This is a genomic window from Aeromicrobium sp. Leaf289 (genome assembly GCF_001423335.1).
Lineage (GTDB): Bacteria > Actinomycetota > Actinomycetes > Propionibacteriales > Nocardioidaceae > Aeromicrobium.
This window is the reverse complement of the sequence record NZ_LMNK01000003.1, coordinates 222363-239525: the sequence shown is the minus strand read 5'-3', so window position 1 is coordinate 239525 and position 17163 is coordinate 222363. Positions and strand designations below refer to the sequence as shown.

Annotated in this window: 17 protein-coding genes; 15 read left to right on the top strand and 2 right to left on the bottom strand. The window is 70.7% G+C overall.

From position 1 onward, the window contains the following. The first annotated feature begins 293 nt into the window (after positions 1-293). The 11 genes from ASF37_RS12230 to ASF37_RS12180 all read left to right on the top strand — a co-directional run bounded on the left by ASF37_RS12230 (position 294) and on the right by ASF37_RS12180 (position 9709). Complete coding sequence (locus tag ASF37_RS12230; RefSeq protein WP_055969052.1) at positions 294-497, top strand: Flp family type IVb pilin; 204 nt, start codon at positions 294-296, stop codon at positions 495-497. 267 nt (positions 498-764) lie between these two features. Then, a complete protein-coding gene (locus ASF37_RS12225; protein ID WP_156364662.1) occupies positions 765-1442 on the top strand; it encodes a Flp pilus assembly protein CpaB in 678 nt (225 codons plus the stop codon). Continuing rightward, positions 1439-2635 carry a P-loop NTPase gene (locus ASF37_RS12220; protein WP_055969046.1) on the top strand — a complete coding sequence of 399 codons (1197 nt, stop codon included), beginning with the start codon at positions 1439-1441 and terminating at the stop codon, positions 2633-2635. Before ASF37_RS12225 ends, ASF37_RS12220 begins: the two co-directional genes overlap by 4 nt. 2 nt (positions 2636-2637) lie before the next feature. Next, entirely contained in the window at positions 2638-4023 is a 1386-nt protein-coding gene (locus tag ASF37_RS12215; protein ID WP_055970252.1) for a CpaF family protein, read from the top strand. Between the two features lie 4 nt (positions 4024-4027). Continuing rightward, entirely contained in the window at positions 4028-4963 is a 936-nt protein-coding gene (locus ASF37_RS12210) for a type II secretion system F family protein (RefSeq protein WP_055969042.1), read from the top strand. Between the two features lies 1 nt (position 4964). Next, positions 4965-5843 (top strand): type II secretion system F family protein, encoded by an 879-nt coding sequence (locus tag ASF37_RS12205; protein ID WP_055969040.1) that lies wholly within the window; start codon positions 4965-4967, stop codon positions 5841-5843. Positions 5844-6133: 290 nt separating this feature from the next. Continuing rightward, entirely contained in the window at positions 6134-7348 is a 1215-nt protein-coding gene (locus ASF37_RS12200; protein ID WP_055969037.1) for an alkane 1-monooxygenase, read from the top strand. Between the two features lies 1 nt (position 7349). Further along, positions 7350-7631, top strand: a complete 282-nt coding sequence (locus tag ASF37_RS17755; RefSeq protein ID WP_082480484.1) for a rubredoxin — start codon at positions 7350-7352, stop codon at positions 7629-7631. Continuing rightward, a complete protein-coding gene (locus tag ASF37_RS12190) occupies positions 7628-7795 on the top strand; it encodes a rubredoxin (protein ID WP_055969034.1) in 168 nt (55 codons plus the stop codon). The genes ASF37_RS17755 and ASF37_RS12190 overlap by 4 nt, the downstream gene beginning before the upstream one ends. A gap of 4 nt (positions 7796-7799) precedes the next feature. Continuing rightward, a complete protein-coding gene (locus tag ASF37_RS12185; RefSeq protein ID WP_056580859.1) occupies positions 7800-9056 on the top strand; it encodes an NAD(P)/FAD-dependent oxidoreductase in 1257 nt (418 codons plus the stop codon). Between the two features lie 50 nt (positions 9057-9106). Continuing rightward, complete coding sequence (locus ASF37_RS12180) at positions 9107-9709, top strand: TetR family transcriptional regulator (protein ID WP_235500000.1); 603 nt, start codon at positions 9107-9109, stop codon at positions 9707-9709. Here ASF37_RS12180 and ASF37_RS12175 read toward each other — a convergent pair. Both ASF37_RS12175 and ASF37_RS12170 read right to left on the bottom strand, forming a co-directional pair. Beyond that, positions 9706-11235 (bottom strand): dolichyl-phosphate-mannose--protein mannosyltransferase, encoded by a 1530-nt coding sequence (locus ASF37_RS12175; protein WP_056552465.1) that lies wholly within the window; start codon positions 11233-11235, stop codon positions 9706-9708. The two genes, ASF37_RS12180 and ASF37_RS12175, sit on opposite strands and share 4 nt — an antisense overlap. A 73-nt stretch (positions 11236-11308) precedes the next feature. After that, the gene (locus ASF37_RS12170) at positions 11309-12313 is read right to left on the bottom strand and encodes a hypothetical protein (protein ID WP_056580853.1); all 1005 of its coding nucleotides are present in this window, start codon (positions 12311-12313) and stop codon (positions 11309-11311) included. A gap of 189 nt (positions 12314-12502) precedes the next feature. On the opposite strand from ASF37_RS12170, the gene rsmI reads away from it, so the two are divergent. The 4 genes from rsmI (at position 12503) to ASF37_RS17615 (ending at position 17149) form a co-directional block, all read left to right on the top strand. Further along, positions 12503-13351 (top strand): 16S rRNA (cytidine(1402)-2'-O)-methyltransferase, encoded by an 849-nt coding sequence (gene rsmI / locus ASF37_RS12165; protein WP_200931228.1) that lies wholly within the window; start codon positions 12503-12505, stop codon positions 13349-13351. Between the two features lie 97 nt (positions 13352-13448). Continuing rightward, positions 13449-15017: a methionine--tRNA ligase gene (gene metG, locus ASF37_RS12160; RefSeq protein ID WP_056580851.1), complete on the top strand. Its 1569-nt coding sequence runs from the start codon at positions 13449-13451 to the stop codon at positions 15015-15017. Beyond that, positions 15014-15889, top strand: coding sequence for a TatD family hydrolase (locus tag ASF37_RS12155; RefSeq protein ID WP_055969013.1), 876 nt, complete (start codon positions 15014-15016; stop codon positions 15887-15889). The genes metG and ASF37_RS12155 overlap by 4 nt, the downstream gene beginning before the upstream one ends. Positions 15890-15964: 75 nt before the next feature. Further along, on the top strand, positions 15965-17149 hold the full coding sequence (locus ASF37_RS17615; protein WP_056580848.1) for a resuscitation-promoting factor: 1185 nt from the start codon (positions 15965-15967) through the stop codon (positions 17147-17149). Positions 17150-17163 lie beyond the last annotated feature (14 nt).

Here is a 17163-nt window from a genome sequence, read left to right as displayed (position 1 = left end):
GTCGCGCCGCCGTCGTTCGGCGAGGGGTCCGGCGCGCCGTCGAAAAACACTGGAAAATGAGGAAACGCACCGGCTCGGACCACGCCATGTCGTGTGTGTGGTGCGGTGGTGCCCCATCGAACCGGAGTGCTTCACACGGTTTCGTCCATAGTTCGTTGTGACCAGGAAAAGATGGCCCGTAACTTCCAGGACGGCCCGGGACTTTAGGCCTTACCTTCTTCTCAGGGAGCGCCACCAACAGGGGTGGCGGAGCAGCCGGTCACCGGCGGCTCACCATTCTGAGGGAGAACACCATGCACGCATTCAGCACCGTCCTCGCCTTCGTCGCCGGCCTCAAGGACCGCCGCGACGAGAAGGGCGCCACCGCCGTCGAGTACGGCCTGCTCGTGGCACTCATCGCCGCCGTCCTGATCGTCGTGATCGGGTTCCTGGGCGGCGACGTCCGTGACGCCTTCACCGGTGTCGAGACGGCCATCGACGGCCAGGCCGGCGGCTGATCGAGAACCTGGGACGGTGCCGCGAGCTCGGGCTCGCGGCACCGTCTGCTCGATCGTCACGAGCGGCCCTGAGGAACTGAGGCCTCAGCGTCGACTCTCGCCACCCACCGGAGAGGGAGCCCGGAGGGCGGCACAGCAAGCAACAGGGTGAGGGACGGTCCCGCGACGGGGTGCACAGGCATCTCGGGGCGTCCTGTCTGGCGTCCCCACCACCCCTCGCGGTCCGGGGTCATGGACCGTGCGCTTCACGAGAACAGGGAGATCTTCGTGAACAAGCAACTTCTGGCCATCGGTGCAGCCGTGCTGCTGGCCGTGCTCGGGTTCGCTGCCCTCTTCGCCTACGCGAAGGGTGCCGACGACCGGGCCTTCGAGGGGACCGAGCGCACCACGGTGCTGCGGGTCACCCAGGAGGTGGCGACCAAGACGCCGTCCTCCGAGCTGAGTGCGAGCGTCGAGGCCGTCGAGCTGCCCAAGGCAGCCGTCGTGCCCGGTGCCGTCACCGACCTGTCCGAGCTCGAGGGTCTGGTCACGCGTGGCGTGCTCGTGCCCGGGGACCAGCTGACCCCCGCCAAGTTCGCCGAGGCCGGCGACGTCAAGGGTGACGCCGCCGTGCCCAAGGGCATGCAGGAGCTGTCGATCCTGCTCGAGGGCCAGCGGATCGTCGGTGGGGCCCTGGCGGCCGGCGACACGGTCGGCGTGGTCGCCAGCTACAGCGGGAGCAGCGCCATGGCGGTCGACGGCGTGCCGGTGCTCAAGGTCGACGCCGGGGTAGGCGACGGCCAGAGCACGGCCGGCGCCACCGTGACGGTCGCGGTCAAGACCGCCGACGTCACGAAGATCGTCAACGCCATGGAGTTCGGCAAGGTCTGGATCACCAAGCAGAACGAGGACACCGACACCGGTGGCGGTGGCGTCGTCACGTCCGACGAGGTGCTGGACCGATGAGCCTCGTCCTGATCGTCGGCGGCGACGACGAGCTCGCCGCCCGGGTGGAGGCCACCATCGGCCACCAGTGCGTGACGCTCGGTGCCGACGCGTTGCAGGGGGACTCCACGAGCTTCCTGCGCGGCCTCGACCCCACCGTCATCCCCGACGCCATGGTCCTCACGTCCGCGGTGCCGCTCGCTGCGTCGATGGCCCTGGCGCGCGAGGTCGCGGCCGTCCGGCCCGACGTCGACCTGGTGCTGGTCGCGGCGACCGAGAAGGAGATCATGCTCGAGGCGATGCGGTCGGGCATCCGCGACGTGGCTCCGAGCATCGACGACCCAAGCCTGCTGGCCGGACTGCGGGCGCGGCTCGACGCGCGCGCGCCGACGTCGTCGGGAGACCCGCTCAAGCTGGCCCCCAAGACCATGCCCGTCGACTTCCGGTCCCGCACCATGACGGTGCTGTCGCCGAAGGGCGGGGTGGGCAAGACCAGCATCTCGACGAACCTCGCGGTGTCGCTCGCGCAGCAGTCGCCGATGGAGGTCGTGCTGGTCGACCTGGACCTGCAGTTCGGCGACGTCTCGACGGTGCTGGACCTTCGCCCGTCGCACACGCTCGAGGACGCCTTCGGTCCCGGAGCGCACGACAGCCTGCTGCTCAAGACGTACCTGACGGTGCACGACGCCGGCTTCTTCGTCCTCTGCGGCGCCGAGAGCCCGGCCGCGAACGACCACGTCACGGCGGAGCAGGTGAGCGCGCTCGTGCGACAGCTGCAGGAGCAGTTCCGCTACGTGGTCCTGGACACGGCCGCCGGACTCGAGGAGGCGACCCTCGGAGCCCTCGAGGCGAGCGACGACGCGATCCTCGTCTCGACGATGGACATCGCCTGTCTGCGCAGCGTCCGCAAGGAGATCGAGCTGCTGGGCGAGCTGTCGCTGATGCCGCCGTCGCGCCACGTCGTGCTCAACTTCGCCGACAAGCAGTCGGGTCTGAAGGTCAAGGACGTGGAGGCGCTGCTCGGTGTGCCGGTGGACCTGGTGCTGCCGCGCGCCAAGGAGGTGCCGGTCGCGTCGAACAAGGGCGTGCCGCTCGTCGTCACCAGCAAGTCGAACCCGTTCGCCAAGGCGGTCAAGTCGCTGTCGAAGAAGATCTACGACCGTGCGCGCGCCACCGAGGGCAAGCAGGGCCACAAGCGGCTGGAGGTGGCGTGACCATGCGGCTGAGCGACCGCCTCGCGAGTGCGCGCGAGACCAGCACCTTCTCCTCGTCCGTGGTCGAGGAGGAGCTGGAGGAGGTCGAGGCCACCGGTGCTCTCGGTGACGCCTACGCGACCATGAAGGCCCGCGCGTCCGAGGCGCTGCTCGACCGGATCGGGGCGCGCATCAACGACCCGAGCCTGACCGAGGAGCAGCTGCACACCTTCGTGCGCGAGGAGCTCACCGCCGTCATCGAGGGTGACCAGCAGCTGCTGCTGAGCTCCGACGAGCGACGTCGGCTGGTCCGCGACGTCGAGGACGACGCGATCGGGCTCGGACCGCTGGAGCGCATGCTCGAGGACGAGTCCATCACCGAGATCATGGTCAACCGCTTCGACCAGGTGTACGTGGAGCGTCGCGGCCGGCTGACCCAGGTCGCCACCCGCTTCGCCTCCGAGGAGCACCTGCGTCGCGTGATCGAGCGCATCGTCAGCAAGGTCGGTCGGCGCATCGACGAGTCGTCGCCGCTCGTGGACGCGCGGCTCTCGGACGGGTCCCGCGTGAACGCCGTCATCCCGCCGCTGGCCGTCGACGGCTCGTCGCTGACGATCCGCAAGTTCAGCAAGGACCCGTTCACGGTCAGCGACCTCATCGGCTTCGGCAGCATGACCGAGCAGATGGCCCAGCTCCTGCACGCCTGCGTGCAGGCCAAGCTCAACATCCTGGTCAGCGGCGGCACCGGCACCGGCAAGACGACGCTGCTGAACGTCCTCAGCCGGTTCATCCCGGCGGGGGAGCGGATCGTCACGATCGAGGACGCCGTCGAGCTCAACCTCCAGCAGCCGCACGTGGTGCGCATGGAGGCGCGGCCGGCCAACATCGAGGGCAGCGGCGAGGTGACGATCCGTGACCTGGTGCGCAACTCGCTGCGCATGCGTCCGGACCGCATCGTCGTCGGCGAGTGTCGTGGCGGCGAGGCGCTCGACATGCTCCAGGCCATGAACACGGGCCACGACGGCTCCCTCTCCACGCTGCACGCCAACTCGCCCCGCGACGCCATGTCGCGGCTCGAGACGCTGGTGCTCATGGCGGGCATGGACCTGCCCCTGCGGGCGATCCGCGAGCAGGCCGCCAGCGCGGTCGACCTCATCGTGCAGATCCAACGACTGCGCGACGGGACGCGCCGCGTCGTGAACGTGACCGAGGTGCTCGGCATGGAGGGTGACACCGTCGTGCTGCAGGACGTGTTCACGTTCGACTTCGCCGCCGGGGTCGACGAGCACGGGAAGTTCCGAGGCCACGCCATCCCGACCGGGATCCGGCCACGGTTCAGCGAGCGCTTCGAGGACCACGGCATCGCGTTCGACCTGGAGAACCTGGTGCGTCAGGCGAGGGTGGGGTGACCCGATGCTGATCATCGGAGCGGTCCTCGTGCTCGCCGCGGTCTTCTGCGGCTACCTGGCCGTGGTCGGGATGCCGGAGACGCGAGGCACGCGTGGCCGGGTGGCCCAGTACGCCGTGCTCGAGCGCAAGCCGCTGCTCAGGCGGATGAACGACGGTGCCGTCTCGACGGTGGAAGGGGTGCTGAGCCGTCGAGGCTGGCGGCCGTTCACCTCCGACGAGCTCGAGCTGGCCGGCATGAGGTCGTCGGTCGCCGCGCTCGTCGTGCTCGTCCTCGCCCTCGGTGGAGGGACCTTCTTCGGGCTGGTGGCCCTGCAGCAGCCGGTGCTGCTCTCCTTCGTGGCCTCGCTGCTGGTGCCCGTCGTGGCCAAGGTGGTGGTGCGCGCCAAGGTGGGTCGGCGACGCAAGCGGTTCGCCGGACAGCTCGGCTCGCTGCTGCAGATGATGGCGTCCTCGCTGCGGGCCGGCCAGAGCCTGCCCACGGCCATGGACGCGGCGTCGCGCGACGCGGACTCGCCGATGGCCGAGGAGCTGACGCGGGTCGTCAACGAGTACCGCATCGGCCGTGACCTGGTGGACGCGATGGAGCAGGTCGCCGACCGGATGGAGTCCGACGACTTCCGCTGGATCGCCCAGGCCATCGAGGCCCAGCGCGAGACCGGCGGCAACCTGAACGAGATCCTCGACCAGGTGGCCGAGACCATCCGCGAGCGGCACCACATCCGCGAGCAGGTGATGGCGCTGTCGGCCGAGGGCCGGATCTCGGCCTACGTGCTGATGGCCCTGCCGATCGGCATCGGGATCTACTACTCGATGGTCGCGGCCGACCGCATGGGGGTCTTCATCGACTCGGGCATCGGCAAGCTCATCATGCTCGGCTGCGGCGTCATGTACGTGCTGGGTGGCTTCTGGATGCGGTCCATCGTGCGGATCGAGTTCTGACATGGTCCTGCTCGCAGCACTGCTCCTGCTCATGGCCCTCGGGCTGGCCCTCGTCGGCGCCGGCGTGGTGGCCGCGCCCGGAGGCGGAGCCGTCCGCAAGCGGGTCAAGACCATGACCCGCGTCCCCGACAGCGTGGCCGACAGCGGCGTGCAGAAGGTCGACGAGACGCGCGCCGACCTGTGGGAGCGCTTCACGCCGAGCACCCTGCTCAAGCGGCTCGAGCGCAACATGGTGCTGGCCGGCCACCCCGAGGGGTGGACGCGTGAGCGGGTGGTGCTCATGAAGCCCGCCGGCGCGCTCTTCGGGCTGCTCTTCGGGTCGATGCTCCTGAGCCGGTTCGACCACCCGCTGATGCCGCTGGCGGCGGCCGGGTCCGTGGTCCTGTGCTACTTCGTCCCGGACCTGCTCGTGTACAACTACGCGGTCAAGCGCCAGGAGGACATCCAGAAGGCCCTGCCCGACCTGCTCGACCAGATCGTCATCTCGCTCGAGGCCGGCGTCGGCTTCGAGGCGGCGCTGGCCAAGGCCGGCGAGCGCGGCAGTGGTCCGCTCAACGACGAGCTCGTGCGGCTGATGCAGGACATGAGCCTGGGCATGTCGCGCAAGGAGGCCTACCTGTCGCTCGCCGACCGGACGTCGGTCGACGAGCTGCGCGCCTTCTGCAAGGCCGTGGTTCAGGCCGAGGAGTTCGGCGTCTCGATCGCGAGCGTCGTGCGCAGCCAGGCCAAGGAGATGCGGCTGAGCAGGCGCCGTCGGGCGGAGGCCAAGGCGCAGCAGGTCCCGGTCAAGATCCTGATCCCGCTCATGACCTGCATCCTGCCGGTGCTGTTCGCGATCGTGCTGGGCCCGGCCATCGTCTACGCCTACGCCGTCAACTGACCACTCGGACCACAACTGAACACGCCGGCTCCCGCCGGCCCACAAGCTCCCCGGACCGCGGTTTCCCTGTTGCCCCGGTCCGGGGCCTCAGCGGGCCGTCCCCGACTCCCGTCGGGGGCGGCTCGCTCTGATCTCCCCGCTTGTCGTCGGGGCGCGTCCACCGGCGAGATGTGACGCCCACCACTTGACAGGAGCTAAGGGGTTGTCAAGCGGCTTGACAGTTAGTACCTTTCTGTCAAGTGATCCGCGCCGCACCCCGCAGCGTCGCGACCGGCAGCAGGAGGTACATCATGACGATCTCGGCCACCGTCGACGGCCGCACCGTCGAGTGGAACGACAGGAAGCGCCATCTGTGGATCATGGGCGCGATCATCCCGCTCATCCCGCTCACCATGTGGGGCATGTACGCCGCCACCGGGTGGAGCGGCGTGTGGTTCTTCGGACCGTTCTTCGTGTTCGTCCTCATCCCGCTCTTCGACCTGATGGCCGGGCTCGACCCGAACAACCCGCCGGACGAGCTCATCGAGGCGCTGGAGGAGGACCGCTACTACCGCTGGGTCACCTACGCGTTCATCCCGCTCCAGCTCGTCGGCTTCATCTGGGGCGCCTACCTGCTCGGCGGCGGCACGCTGCCCGGCATCCCCGACCCGCTGAGCGTCCTCGAGAGGATCGGGCTGGCCACGGGCCTCGGCATGGTCGCCGGCATCGGGATCAACACCGCCCACGAGCTGGGCCACAAGAAGGAGGAGCACGAGCGCTGGTTCGCCCGCATCGCCCTCGCGCAGACCTTCTACGGCCACTTCTACATCGAGCACAACCGGGGCCACCACGTGCGGGTCGCCACCCCCGAGGACCCCGCCAGCAGCCGGCTGGGCGAGACGGTCTGGGAGTTCATGCCGCGCACCGTCCTGGGCAGCCTGAAGAGCGCCTGGTCGCTGGAGAAGAAGCGCTTCGCCCGGCTCGGCAAGAGCCCGTTCAGCCTGAGGAACGACGTCATCAACGCCTGGGCGTTCAGCGTGGTGCTGTGGGGCGCGCTGACCGTCGCCTTCGGCCCCGAGATCCTGCCCTACCTCGTGCTCCAGGCCATCCTGGGCATCTGGCTGCTCGAGTCGGTCAACTTCCTCGAGCACTACGGCATGAAGCGTCGGAAGCTGGAGTCCGGCCGCTACGAGCGGGTCAACCCGTCGCACAGCTGGAACAGCAACAACATCGGCACCAACGTGCTGCTCTACCACCTGCAGCGGCACAGCGACCACCACGCCAACCCGACGCGTCGCTACCAGGCCCTGCGCGACTTCAAGCAGGCTCCCGTGCTGCCCACCGGGTACGCCGGCATGATCGTCGCGACGTGGATCCCGGCCGTGTGGCGCCGGGTCATGGACGAGCGCGTGCTGTCGCACTACGACGGCGACGTGAACCAGGCGAACCTGCATCCGCGCATGGCGGACCGGTACCGGGCGCGCTACGGTTCCGCGACCGCCACCGATCTCGAGGGAGCCGCCTGACATGGCCCGCTTCATCTGCCCGAACTGCGAGTACGTGTACGACGAGACCGTCGGCGACCCCCGTGAGGGGTGGCCGCCCGGCACGGCGTTCGACGACGTCGACGCCGACTGGACGTGCCCCGACTGCGGCGTGCGCGAGCAGGTCGACTTCGTGCCCGAGGCCGAGTTCACCGGCAACGACCAGGACGGCGACATCATCAGTGCCGAGACGCGGGCCGCACGGGCCCGCGAGCAGGCGGAGCAAGACCGGATGGGACAAGCACAGCGAGGAGCGCAGCAGTGAAGGTGTGGGAGTGCCAGCAGTGCGGATTCATCTACGACGAGGCCCAGGGCTGGGAGGAGGAGGGCTTCCCGCCGGGCACGAAGTGGGAGGACATCCCCGACGACTGGACCTGCCCGGACTGCGGCGCGGCCAAGGCCGACTTCACGATGACGCAGGTCGGCTGAGTCGATGACCGTGACCACGGACCGCTTCGTGATCGTCGGCGCCGGCATCGCGGGCGTCAGCGCGGCCGGCGCAGCGCGCCTGGCCGGCTTCGAGGGCGAGATCGTCCTGATCGGCGACGAGCCGGAGCTGCCCTACCGTCGGCCCCCGGTCTCGAAGGAGGTCGTGCGGGGCGAGAAGGGTGCTGACGACATCCGCATCCGCAAGGCGGAGTGGTACGAGCAGCAGCGCATCGACCTCCGCACGGACCAGGCGGTCGCGTCCGTCTCCGTGGAGGACCACGAGGTCACGCTGGCCTCGGGCGAGGTGATCGGCTACGGGAGCCTCCTGCTCGCCACCGGCGGCTCGGCGCGCACGCTCGACGCCGTCACCACCGAGGCAGGCGCCGCCGGCGTGCGGACGCTGCGGTCCCTCGCCGACGTCGACGGCATCGTCTCCGCCCTCGGGCCCGGCCGGCCCGTCGTGGTCGTCGGTGCCGGGCTGATCGGGTCCGAGATCGCCGCCAGCGCACGGGAGCGAGGTGCGGAGGTGACCCTTCTCGAGGCCGCTGCGTCGCCGCTGCCGCACCTCCTGCCGCCGGCGCTCGGCGACTTCTACGCCGCGCTCCACGCCGAGCAGGGGACCCACCTGCACTGCGGGGTGGAGGTCATCTCCATCGACGCCGGCTCCGGGGACGCCGCCGGGCACACCGTCGTGACCGCCGCCGACGGTCGTGCGTGGTCCGCGCCCGTCGTGGTGGTCGCCGTCGGCATGGCGCCGAACAGCCGGCTCGCCGTCGAGGCCGGCATCGAGGTCGAGGGCGGTGCGATCGTCGTCGACGACCACGGCCGCACGAACGCCCCCGACGTGTACGCCGCCGGCGACGTCGCCCTGCTCCCGAGCGGGGTGCTCGGCGGGATGCACCGCGTGGAGCACTGGCAGGGAGCGCAGAACCACGGCGCTGCGGTCGGCAAGGTCGTGGCCGGCCAGGACCTGGCCTTCGACGAGGTCCCGTGGTGCTGGTCCGACCAGTACGGGCACACGCTGCAGGTGACGGGCTGGCCGGCTGCCGGCCACGACGTCGCCCTGCGCGGCTCGCTCGAGGCCCGCGACTTCACCGCGTTCTACCTCGACGGCGGCGTGCTGCGCGGTGCCGTGGCGCTCGGCCGCCCGGCCGACGTGCGGCTCGCGCGCCGGTGGATCGCCGAGGGCGCGCGGCCCGAGCCCGGGCTGCTCGTCGAGTCCGACGATCTCGCGGAGGCACTCACCGAGGTACCGGCGTGACCGTCGCCGCCGACCTTGGCGCAGCGACGTACGGTGCCGTCGTGCCCTCCATGCGCGAACGCCTCCTCGACGCGGCCCAGCAGGTCGTCGAGTCCGAGGGGTGGAGCGCGATCACGATGTCGCGGATCGCCCGGCTGGCCGGGGTGAGTCGTCAGACCGTGCACAACGAGCTCGGCACCAAGCACGCCCTGGCGCAGGCGCTGGCGCTGCGCGAGCTGGACCGCTTCCTCGCCGTCGTGCGCGACCGCCTGCGGGAGGCCGACGACATCGTGTCCGGCGTCCGGGCGGCCTGCCGGGGCGCCCTCGAGCTGGGGGAGCGCAGCGTCCTCGTCCGCACGATCGTCACGTCGGTCCACTCGGAGCAGGACGGCGACCTGCTGGCGATCCTCACCACCGAGTCCGGCGAGATCGTGGAGGCGGCGTCGGCCGTGGTCAAGGCCGAGCTGGTCGACCAGTTCTCGCCGCTGCCGTTCGCCGACGCCGAGCTCGACGTGGCCGTCGAGGTGGTGGTGCGGCTCGTGCTCTCGTCGATCACGCGACCGTCGAAGCCGGCCCGCGAGGCGGCCGACGAGGTGGCCTGGATGCTGGGTCTGGCCATCGCCGGGCGCGAGGCGTCGGGCTCGGCGGTGGCTGCTCCTGGCTCCGGGGCCTAGATCCAGCGGCTGAACCACATCCGGCGGTACCAGGCGTCGTAGGAGATCAGCGCGTCGGTCCAGATCGGCTGGAAGAACCAGAAGAGGACCACGGTGGCCACCACGAGCAGGCCCACCACCAGCCCCACGGCGTAGCGCTGACGCGCCGTGGTGGCCGCGCGCCGCGCCTCGTCGACCAGCAGGCAGACGGCGACGATCATGAACGGGAGCACGACCACGGCGTAGAAGCTGAAGATCGGTCGGTCGGTGCTGAGGAACCAGGGCAGCCATCCTGCGGCGACGCCGACCACCGGCACCGCCCAGCGACCGTCGCGGGTCCGGAACCACGCGACGACCGAGGCGATCACCGCGAGGGACCCGGTCCACCACACGGCGGGGTTCCCGAGGGCGGTCACCACGCGCATGCACGACGAGTCGGCCGGAGCGCCGCAGGTGGCGGCGGGCAGGTCGTTCTGCGCGTCGAAGGCCACCGGCCGCTCGAGAACGAGCCAGCCGAGCGGGTTCGAGGCGTAGGGGTGCGTCTTGCCCGCGAGGTAGTCGCCGGTATGGAAGTCGAACAGCATCACGTGGAAGTGCCAGAGCGACCGGAAGGCGTCGGTGACCGCGCCGAGCGCGCCGGGGGTGGGCGAGGCGACGTAGGTGCCCCACGACGGATCGCCCAGGCCGTAGCGCTCGGCGTACAGCTCGTGGTGCAGCAGGAACCCGGTCCACGACACGAGGTAGACCACGAGGGTCACGCCGACGATCGTCACGAAGGCCGGCAGCCCGGTGACCAGGGTCGTGCGGATCCAGCCGAAGCGTGGTCCCGACGACCCGGTCTCACGTGCGTGGCTGCGTCGGGCCAGCACCTCCCACACCACGACGACGAGGCCGAACGCGGCGAGTGCGTAGAGACCGCTCCACTTCGTGGCCGTCGCCATGCCGAAGCACAGTCCGGCGGCGAGCTGCCAGGGTCGCCAGGGCCGGTGGCGGTCGAGCCGTGCGCGGACGGCGTCGCGGTCGGCGACGAGGCAGGCCACGGCGGCGACCACCCAGAAGGCGAGGAACACGTCGAGCAGGGCGGTGCGCGACATCACGAGGTGCATGCCGTCGAGGCACAGGAGCAGCCCGGCCAGGCAGCCCACCCACGTCGACCCGGTGAGCCGGCGCACGAGCCGGGCCAGCACGAGGACGGTGAGGGCACCGACGACGGCGGCAGAGACGCGCCACCCGAAGGAGTCCATGCCGAACAGCTGCTCACCGAGCGCGATGAGCCACTTCCCACCGTCGGGATGGGCGATGTAGGCGGGCTGGCCCGTCATCAGGTCCGCGAGGTCGCCCGCCACGATCTTGTCGTTGGCGTCCTCGACGAAGTCCTGCACGTAGCCGTGCTGCAGAAGCGAGTACGCGTCCTTGGCGTAGTAGGTCTCGTCGAAGACCAGCAGGTTCGGCCGTCCGAGGTGCCACAGCCGCAGCACCAGCGCGAGCACCGCCACGGACAGCGGGCCCACCCACCCCACGACGCGCTCCCGCTCCCACCCTCGCACCCGCCCATCCTGCCAGCCCGCCCACCATCGGTGGATCATCAACATCAGCCGGACCGAAGGTGCCTCAGCAACGTCAGCGGCGGATCTGCGGTTGCTGAGCCACCGACGAGTCGCGACCGCGACGTCGCGCATCGTGGCGCCAGCGCGTCGGCACCTCGAAGAGGGACTGCCACCGGCGCCCGACGAACGACGGGGGAGCACCGGTGTATCCCTGCCGCACCATCAGCTGGTGGATGGCCCGCACGGTTGCCGCCGGGGTCTCGAGCATCGACGAGGTGGCCTGGAAGTACGCCCAGGCATCCCCACGGAGTCCGCCGTACCGGTGGATGTCCCGCTCGAACTGCGCGACGTCGAAGGCGTGCTGCCGTCCTTCGTACTCGATCAACAGCTTGAGCCAGCGGTACACGAGGTCACCTCGGGCCAGGAAGCGGCCGTCCGCGTCGTGGACGTCGGCGTTCGACTCCGGTCGCGGGAGTCCAGCGCCCACGAGCAGGCACCGCAGCTCGCTCTCGGGCAGGCTCGCCGACCCCGGGTCGATCAGCTCCAGGGCCCGGCGCAGCTCGTCCGCGCCAGGGCGCCAGTGGTCGGTCTCGGTGAACCGGCGGAGGTCGTGCACGCGGACGTGGCCTCGGTGCAGCACCCAGTCGGCGAGCTTCACCACGTCGAGCAGGCGGAGGATGCTCGCGGCGCCCGTGAGGGCAGCCGCGATGCTCACCCCGCCGTCGTCGACCGGTGGCAGGGCGACCGTGCGGTGCAGGAAGAGCTTCGAGGGCTTGGCGGCGAGATGCAGGTCGCGGGGAACCGTGAAGTGGAGAGGGAACAGCGGTCCCAGCTCGACGCCGAGATCGACCAACCGGGTCTGGTGGCTGGCGTGCGCGTCGCCTGGAAGGGCCAGACGTCCAGCCTCGACCCAGGCGCGAGGCGTCATGAGGGTGTCCTCGAGCCGGTACACGGACGGGAACAGGTCGACGAAGCGCGAGTGCTGCAGCTGGCGCGCCGTGACCCCGAGCGCGAGAGCCTCGTCCCGGTGGAACGGTCTGCCGTGCAGCTCGGCAGGAACACGGCGTGGAGATCCCATGGAACCAGTCCAGACCCGGACGCCCGGTCTCGACAGGGATCCCGTCGGTGCTGTGGATGGCAACGCTCCTTCGACGTGGCGCGGTCCGGTCCTGTGGACGCACCCCAGTCATCGGTGGATTCTCAACCGCAGCCCGCCTGCTGAGGTTGAGGATCCACCGATGGGGAGCCTGATGTTGAGAATCCACCGATGGGGGAGGATGGGGGGATGCTGATCCTCGCGGCGACTCCCATCGGGCGGGCGGACGACGCGTCGCCGAGGCTCGTCGCTGCGCTCGGGTCGGCCGACGTCGTGGCGGCGGAGGACACCCGACGTCTGCGCAGGCTCGCGGCCGACCTCGGTGCGACGGTCGGTGGGCGGATCGTCTCCTACTTCGAGGGCAACGAGCGCGAGCGCACCCCCGAGCTGGTGGAGCACCTCCAGGACGGGCTCGACGTGCTGCTCGTGACCGACGCCGGCATGCCGAGCGTGTCCGACCCGGGCTACCGGCTGGTGGTCGCGGCGCTCGAGGCCGACGTCGACGTGCACGCCATCCCCGGCCCCTCGGCGGTGCTCACGGCCCTGGCCGTCAGCGGGCTGCCGGTCGACCGCTTCTGCTTCGAGGGGTTCCCGCCGCGCAAGGCCGGCGAGCGCGACCGTGCCTTCGCCGCACTCTCCACCGAGCCCCGCACCATGGTGTTCTTCGAGTCGCCGCACCGCACCCGTGCCACGCTCGCCGCCCTGGCCTCGGCCCTCGGCGACGACCGTCCCGCCGCCGTGTGCCGCGAGCTGACCAAGACCTACGAGGAGGTCGCGCGTGGCACGCTCGCCGAGCTGGTGGCCTGGGTCGACGAGCAGGAGCACGGCGTCCGCGGCGAGGTCACGCTCGTGGTGGCCGGCCACGTGGCCGTCGCCGCCGACCTCGACGACGACGCCCTCCGGTCCCTGGTCGCCGCCGCCGAGTCCACCGGGCTCAGCCGCAAGGACGCCGTCGCCCAGGTGGTCGCCGACACCGGCGTGCGCAAGCGCGTGGTCTACGACGCCGCCCACGCACGCTGACAAGCGGCCGACCGGCCCAGCCCCGACCGACGCCCCACGACCCCCGCCTGCTCGACGCAGCGCCGGACGTCCGGGCCGCGGTCACTAGGATCGTGGCGTGTCCTACTACGTCACCACGCCGATCTACTACGTCAACGACGCGCCGCACATCGGCCACGGCTACACGACGGTCATCGGCGACATCCTCACCCGCTGGCACCGGCAGCGCGGCGAGGACGTCTGGTACCTGACGGGCACCGACGAGCACGGCCTCAAGGTGCTCCGCAAGGCCGAGCAGAACGGCGTCACGCCGCAGGAGTGGACCGACCGGCTGGTCGAGACGGAGTGGAAACCGCTGCTCGAGACGCTCGACATCGCCAACGACGACTTCATCCGCACCAGCGAGGCGCGCCACGAGGCAGGATCGCAGGCGTTCTGGCAGGACCTCTACGACCGCGGCGAGGTCTACAAGGGCGAGTTCACCGGCTGGTACTCCGTGGGGTCGGAGGAGTTCGTGGCCGAGGACGACGTCGCCGACGGCGAGGGTGACGACGAGGGCCACAAGGTCTCCGCGCTCGACGGCTCCCGGGTGGAGCACATGACCGAGGAGAACTACTTCTTCCCGCTCAGCAAGTACGCCGACCGCCTTCTCGAGCTCTACGAGAGCAACCCCGACTTCATCCAGCCCGAGTCGGCGCGCAACGAGGTCGTCTCGTTCGTGCGCCGCGGGCTCAAGGACCTCTCCATCAGCCGGTCCACGTTCGACTGGGGCATCAAGGTCCCGTGGGACCACTCGCACGTCATGTACGTGTGGATCGAGGCGCTCCTCAACTACGTGACGGCGGCGGGCTACGGCGTCGACGACGAGCGCTTCGGCGAGCTCTGGCCCGCCGACGTGCACCTCGTCGGCAAGGACATCGCCCGGTTCCACGCGGTCATCTGGCCGGCCATGCTCATGGCCGCAGGCCGCCCGGTGCCGCACCGCGTGTTCGCCCACGGCTGGCTGCTGGTCGGCGGGCAGAAGATGAGCAAGAGCAAGGCCAACGGCATCCGTCCCGACGAGCTGGTCGACGTGTTCGGATCCGACGCCTACCGCTACTACTTCGCGCGGGCGCTCACGTTCGGCGCCGACGGCTCGATCTCCTGGGAGGACATGCGGGCCCGGTACCACGCCGAGCTGGCCAACGGCTTCGGCAACCTGGCCTCGCGGGTGGCCGCCATGATCGGCAAGTACTTCGACGGCGCGCTGCCCGACGCCGGCCCGCACGGCCCGGCCGAGGACGCCCTCGTCGCGCTGGTCGAGGAGTCCGTGCTCGAGGCCGACCGCGCGATCGACCGGATCGCCCCGCAGGACGCCCTCGCCCAGGTGTGGCGGATCGTCGAGGCGCTCAACGGCTACCTCACCGATCAGGCGCCGTGGCAGGTGGCCAAGGACGAGTCGCAGAAGGAGCGGCTCGCGACCATCCTGGTCACCGCGGCCGAGGGCCTGCGCGTGCTGGCCGTGCTGCTCAACCCCGTCATGCCGAAGGCGTCGGCGTCGCTGTGGGAGTCCCTGGGCGCCGAGCCGGCGCTGGGGGCGCTGGCCGACCAGCGCATCTCCGCGGCGGCGGCCTGGGGCCGGCTGCCCGAGGGCTCGGTGATCACGAAGGTCCCGAGCCTGTTCCCACGCATCGAGGACGCCGAGTGACCGACGCGGGCTCGGCCCGCTGGCCCTGGCCGGACGCACCGGAGCCGCTGCCGTCGCCGGTGGTCGACAACCACTGCCACCTCGACCACCGGATCAAGGGTGGCCTCGTCATCGACGTCGACGACGCTCTCGACCGTGCTGCCGCGGTCAACGTGAACCGCATCGTGCAGGTCGGCTGCGACCTCGAGGGGTCCCGGTGGGCGGTCGAGACGGCCCGGGCCCACCCGGCCGTCGTCGCCGCCGTGGCCCTGCACCCAAACGAGGCGCCGCTGCTCGACGCCGACGGCACGCTCGACGCGGCCCTGGCCGAGATCGACGCGCTCGCGCAGGACCCGCAGGTGCGGGCGGTGGGGGAGACCGGGCTCGACTACTTCCGCACCGGGCCCGACGGTCGCGACGCGCAGCACCGCTCGTTCCGCGCGCACGTGGCCATGGCGAAGCGCCACGACCGCACGCTCGTCATCCACGACCGCGACGCCCACGACGACGTGCTCGCGCTCCTGGACGACGAGGGCGTGCCCGAGCGCACGGTCATGCACTGCTTCTCCGGTGACGCCGACGTCGCCCGTCGGTGCCTCGACCGTGGCGCGTACCTGTCGTTCTCCGGCACGGTCACGTTCAAGAACGCCGAGCCCCTGCGCGAGGCGCTCGCGATCACGCCGACGGATCGGATCCTCGTCGAGACCGATGCGCCGTTCCTCACACCGATGCCGCACCGCGGGCGCCCGAACGCCTCGTTCCTCGTCCCGCTGACGGTGCGTTTCATGGCTGAGTTCCTGGGCCGATCCGTCGACGACCTCTGCCGGGCCATCGACGAGAACACCGACCGCGCGTTCGGAGGATCCTGGCAGCAGCACGGCTCCGCTGTTTGACGGCACGGGCCTCCTGTCGCAGGGTGGTGAGGCTGCCCATCTCCAGCCGTCCCTGTCCCCGACCAGAGGAAAGCAGTGCGTCACCCCTTCTCGAAGTCCCCCCAGACCCCCCAGACCGGCTCCTCGGCCACCCCCGCGGCGACACCCTCCCGCAGTCGCCACCGCCAGACGAAGAAGCGTGTCGTCATCGCGCTCAACCTGGCCGTGCTGCTCGTCATCGGCGCCGGTGTCGCCGCCTACGGCACGCTCGGCAAGACCGTCACGCTCGACGTCGACGGCCGCAAGGACACCGTCCGCACGTTCGGCGCCTCCGTCGGGTCGCTGCTGAAGAGCCAGGATGTCCGGACCACCGACGCCGCGGTGAACGTCGAGCCGACTGCCTCGGTCTCCGACGGCGACACGATCAAGGTCCGCTACGCCAAGGACGTCGTGCTGGCCGTCGACGGCACGGTGAAGCGCGAGACCGTGCACGCCGCCACGGTCGGCGACGTCCTCGACGAGCTCGACGTCGACCCCGCCCCCGGTGCCGACGTCAGCGCCGACCGTGACACCCGGCTCGACGACACGGGCTCGCAGGTCGTCGTGTCCAACCCCAAGAAGCTCACGGTCTCCGTGGACGGTGACGACCGCTCGGTCACCAGCGCGGCCCCGACGGCCGAGGGCGTGCTCGAGGAGGCCGGCGTCCGGCTCGACGAGAACGACGAGGTCACGGCCGGCGACGCGATCGGTCGCGCCGCCCTGGTGAAGCCCGGCGACGACGTCGAGGTCGTGCGCATCGAGATGGTCGACACCACCGAGAAGCTCGAGCGCGACCTGAAGGTCGAGTACCGCGACGACGACTCCCTCGAGAAGGGCACCGAGAAGGTCCTGGAGGAGGGGAGCCCCAGCGAGGTCCAGCAGCAGGTGCTGCTCACGAAGGCCGACGGCAAGGTCCGCCACCGCCTGGTGCTGACCTCGAGGACGCTCGAGAAGGGCGCGCCGCGCGTCGTGGTGCGTGGCACCGCCGAGGCCCCGTCCGTCGAGGACGGCAGCGTGTGGGACCGCATCGCGAAGTGCGAGTCCGGCGGCAACTGGAGCATCAACACCGGCAACGGCTACTACGGCGGACTGCAGTTCTCGGCGGCCACCTGGCGCAGCGTCGGCGGGCCCGGCCTGCCGCACGAGCACAGCCGCGAGGTGCAGATCAAGTACGCCAAGATCCTGCAGCAGCGGTCCGGCTGGGGCCAGTGGTCCTGCGCCGCGAAGGTCGGTGTCGGCTGAGCGGCCCGGCGCTC

Coding starts and splice junctions, on each gene's coding strand:
- ASF37_RS12230 (WP_055969052.1), top strand. CDS start 294: ATGCACGCATTCAGCACCGTCCTCGCCTTCGTCGCCGGCCTCAAGGAC.
- ASF37_RS12220 (WP_055969046.1), top strand. CDS start 1,439: ATGAGCCTCGTCCTGATCGTCGGCGGCGACGACGAGCTCGCCGCCCGG.
- ASF37_RS12215 (WP_055970252.1), top strand. CDS start 2,638: ATGCGGCTGAGCGACCGCCTCGCGAGTGCGCGCGAGACCAGCACCTTC.
- ASF37_RS12210 (WP_055969042.1), top strand. CDS start 4,028: ATGCTGATCATCGGAGCGGTCCTCGTGCTCGCCGCGGTCTTCTGCGGC.
- ASF37_RS12205 (WP_055969040.1), top strand. CDS start 4,965: ATGGTCCTGCTCGCAGCACTGCTCCTGCTCATGGCCCTCGGGCTGGCC.
- ASF37_RS12200 (WP_055969037.1), top strand. CDS start 6,134: ATGACGATCTCGGCCACCGTCGACGGCCGCACCGTCGAGTGGAACGAC.
- ASF37_RS17755 (WP_082480484.1), top strand. CDS start 7,350: ATGGCCCGCTTCATCTGCCCGAACTGCGAGTACGTGTACGACGAGACC.
- ASF37_RS12185 (WP_056580859.1), top strand. CDS start 7,800: ATGACCGTGACCACGGACCGCTTCGTGATCGTCGGCGCCGGCATCGCG.
- ASF37_RS12180 (WP_235500000.1), top strand. CDS start 9,107: ATGCGCGAACGCCTCCTCGACGCGGCCCAGCAGGTCGTCGAGTCCGAG.
- ASF37_RS12170 (WP_056580853.1), bottom strand. CDS start 12,313: ATGGGATCTCCACGCCGTGTTCCTGCCGAGCTGCACGGCAGACCGTTC.
- rsmI (WP_200931228.1), top strand. CDS start 12,503: ATGGGGGAGGATGGGGGGATGCTGATCCTCGCGGCGACTCCCATCGGG.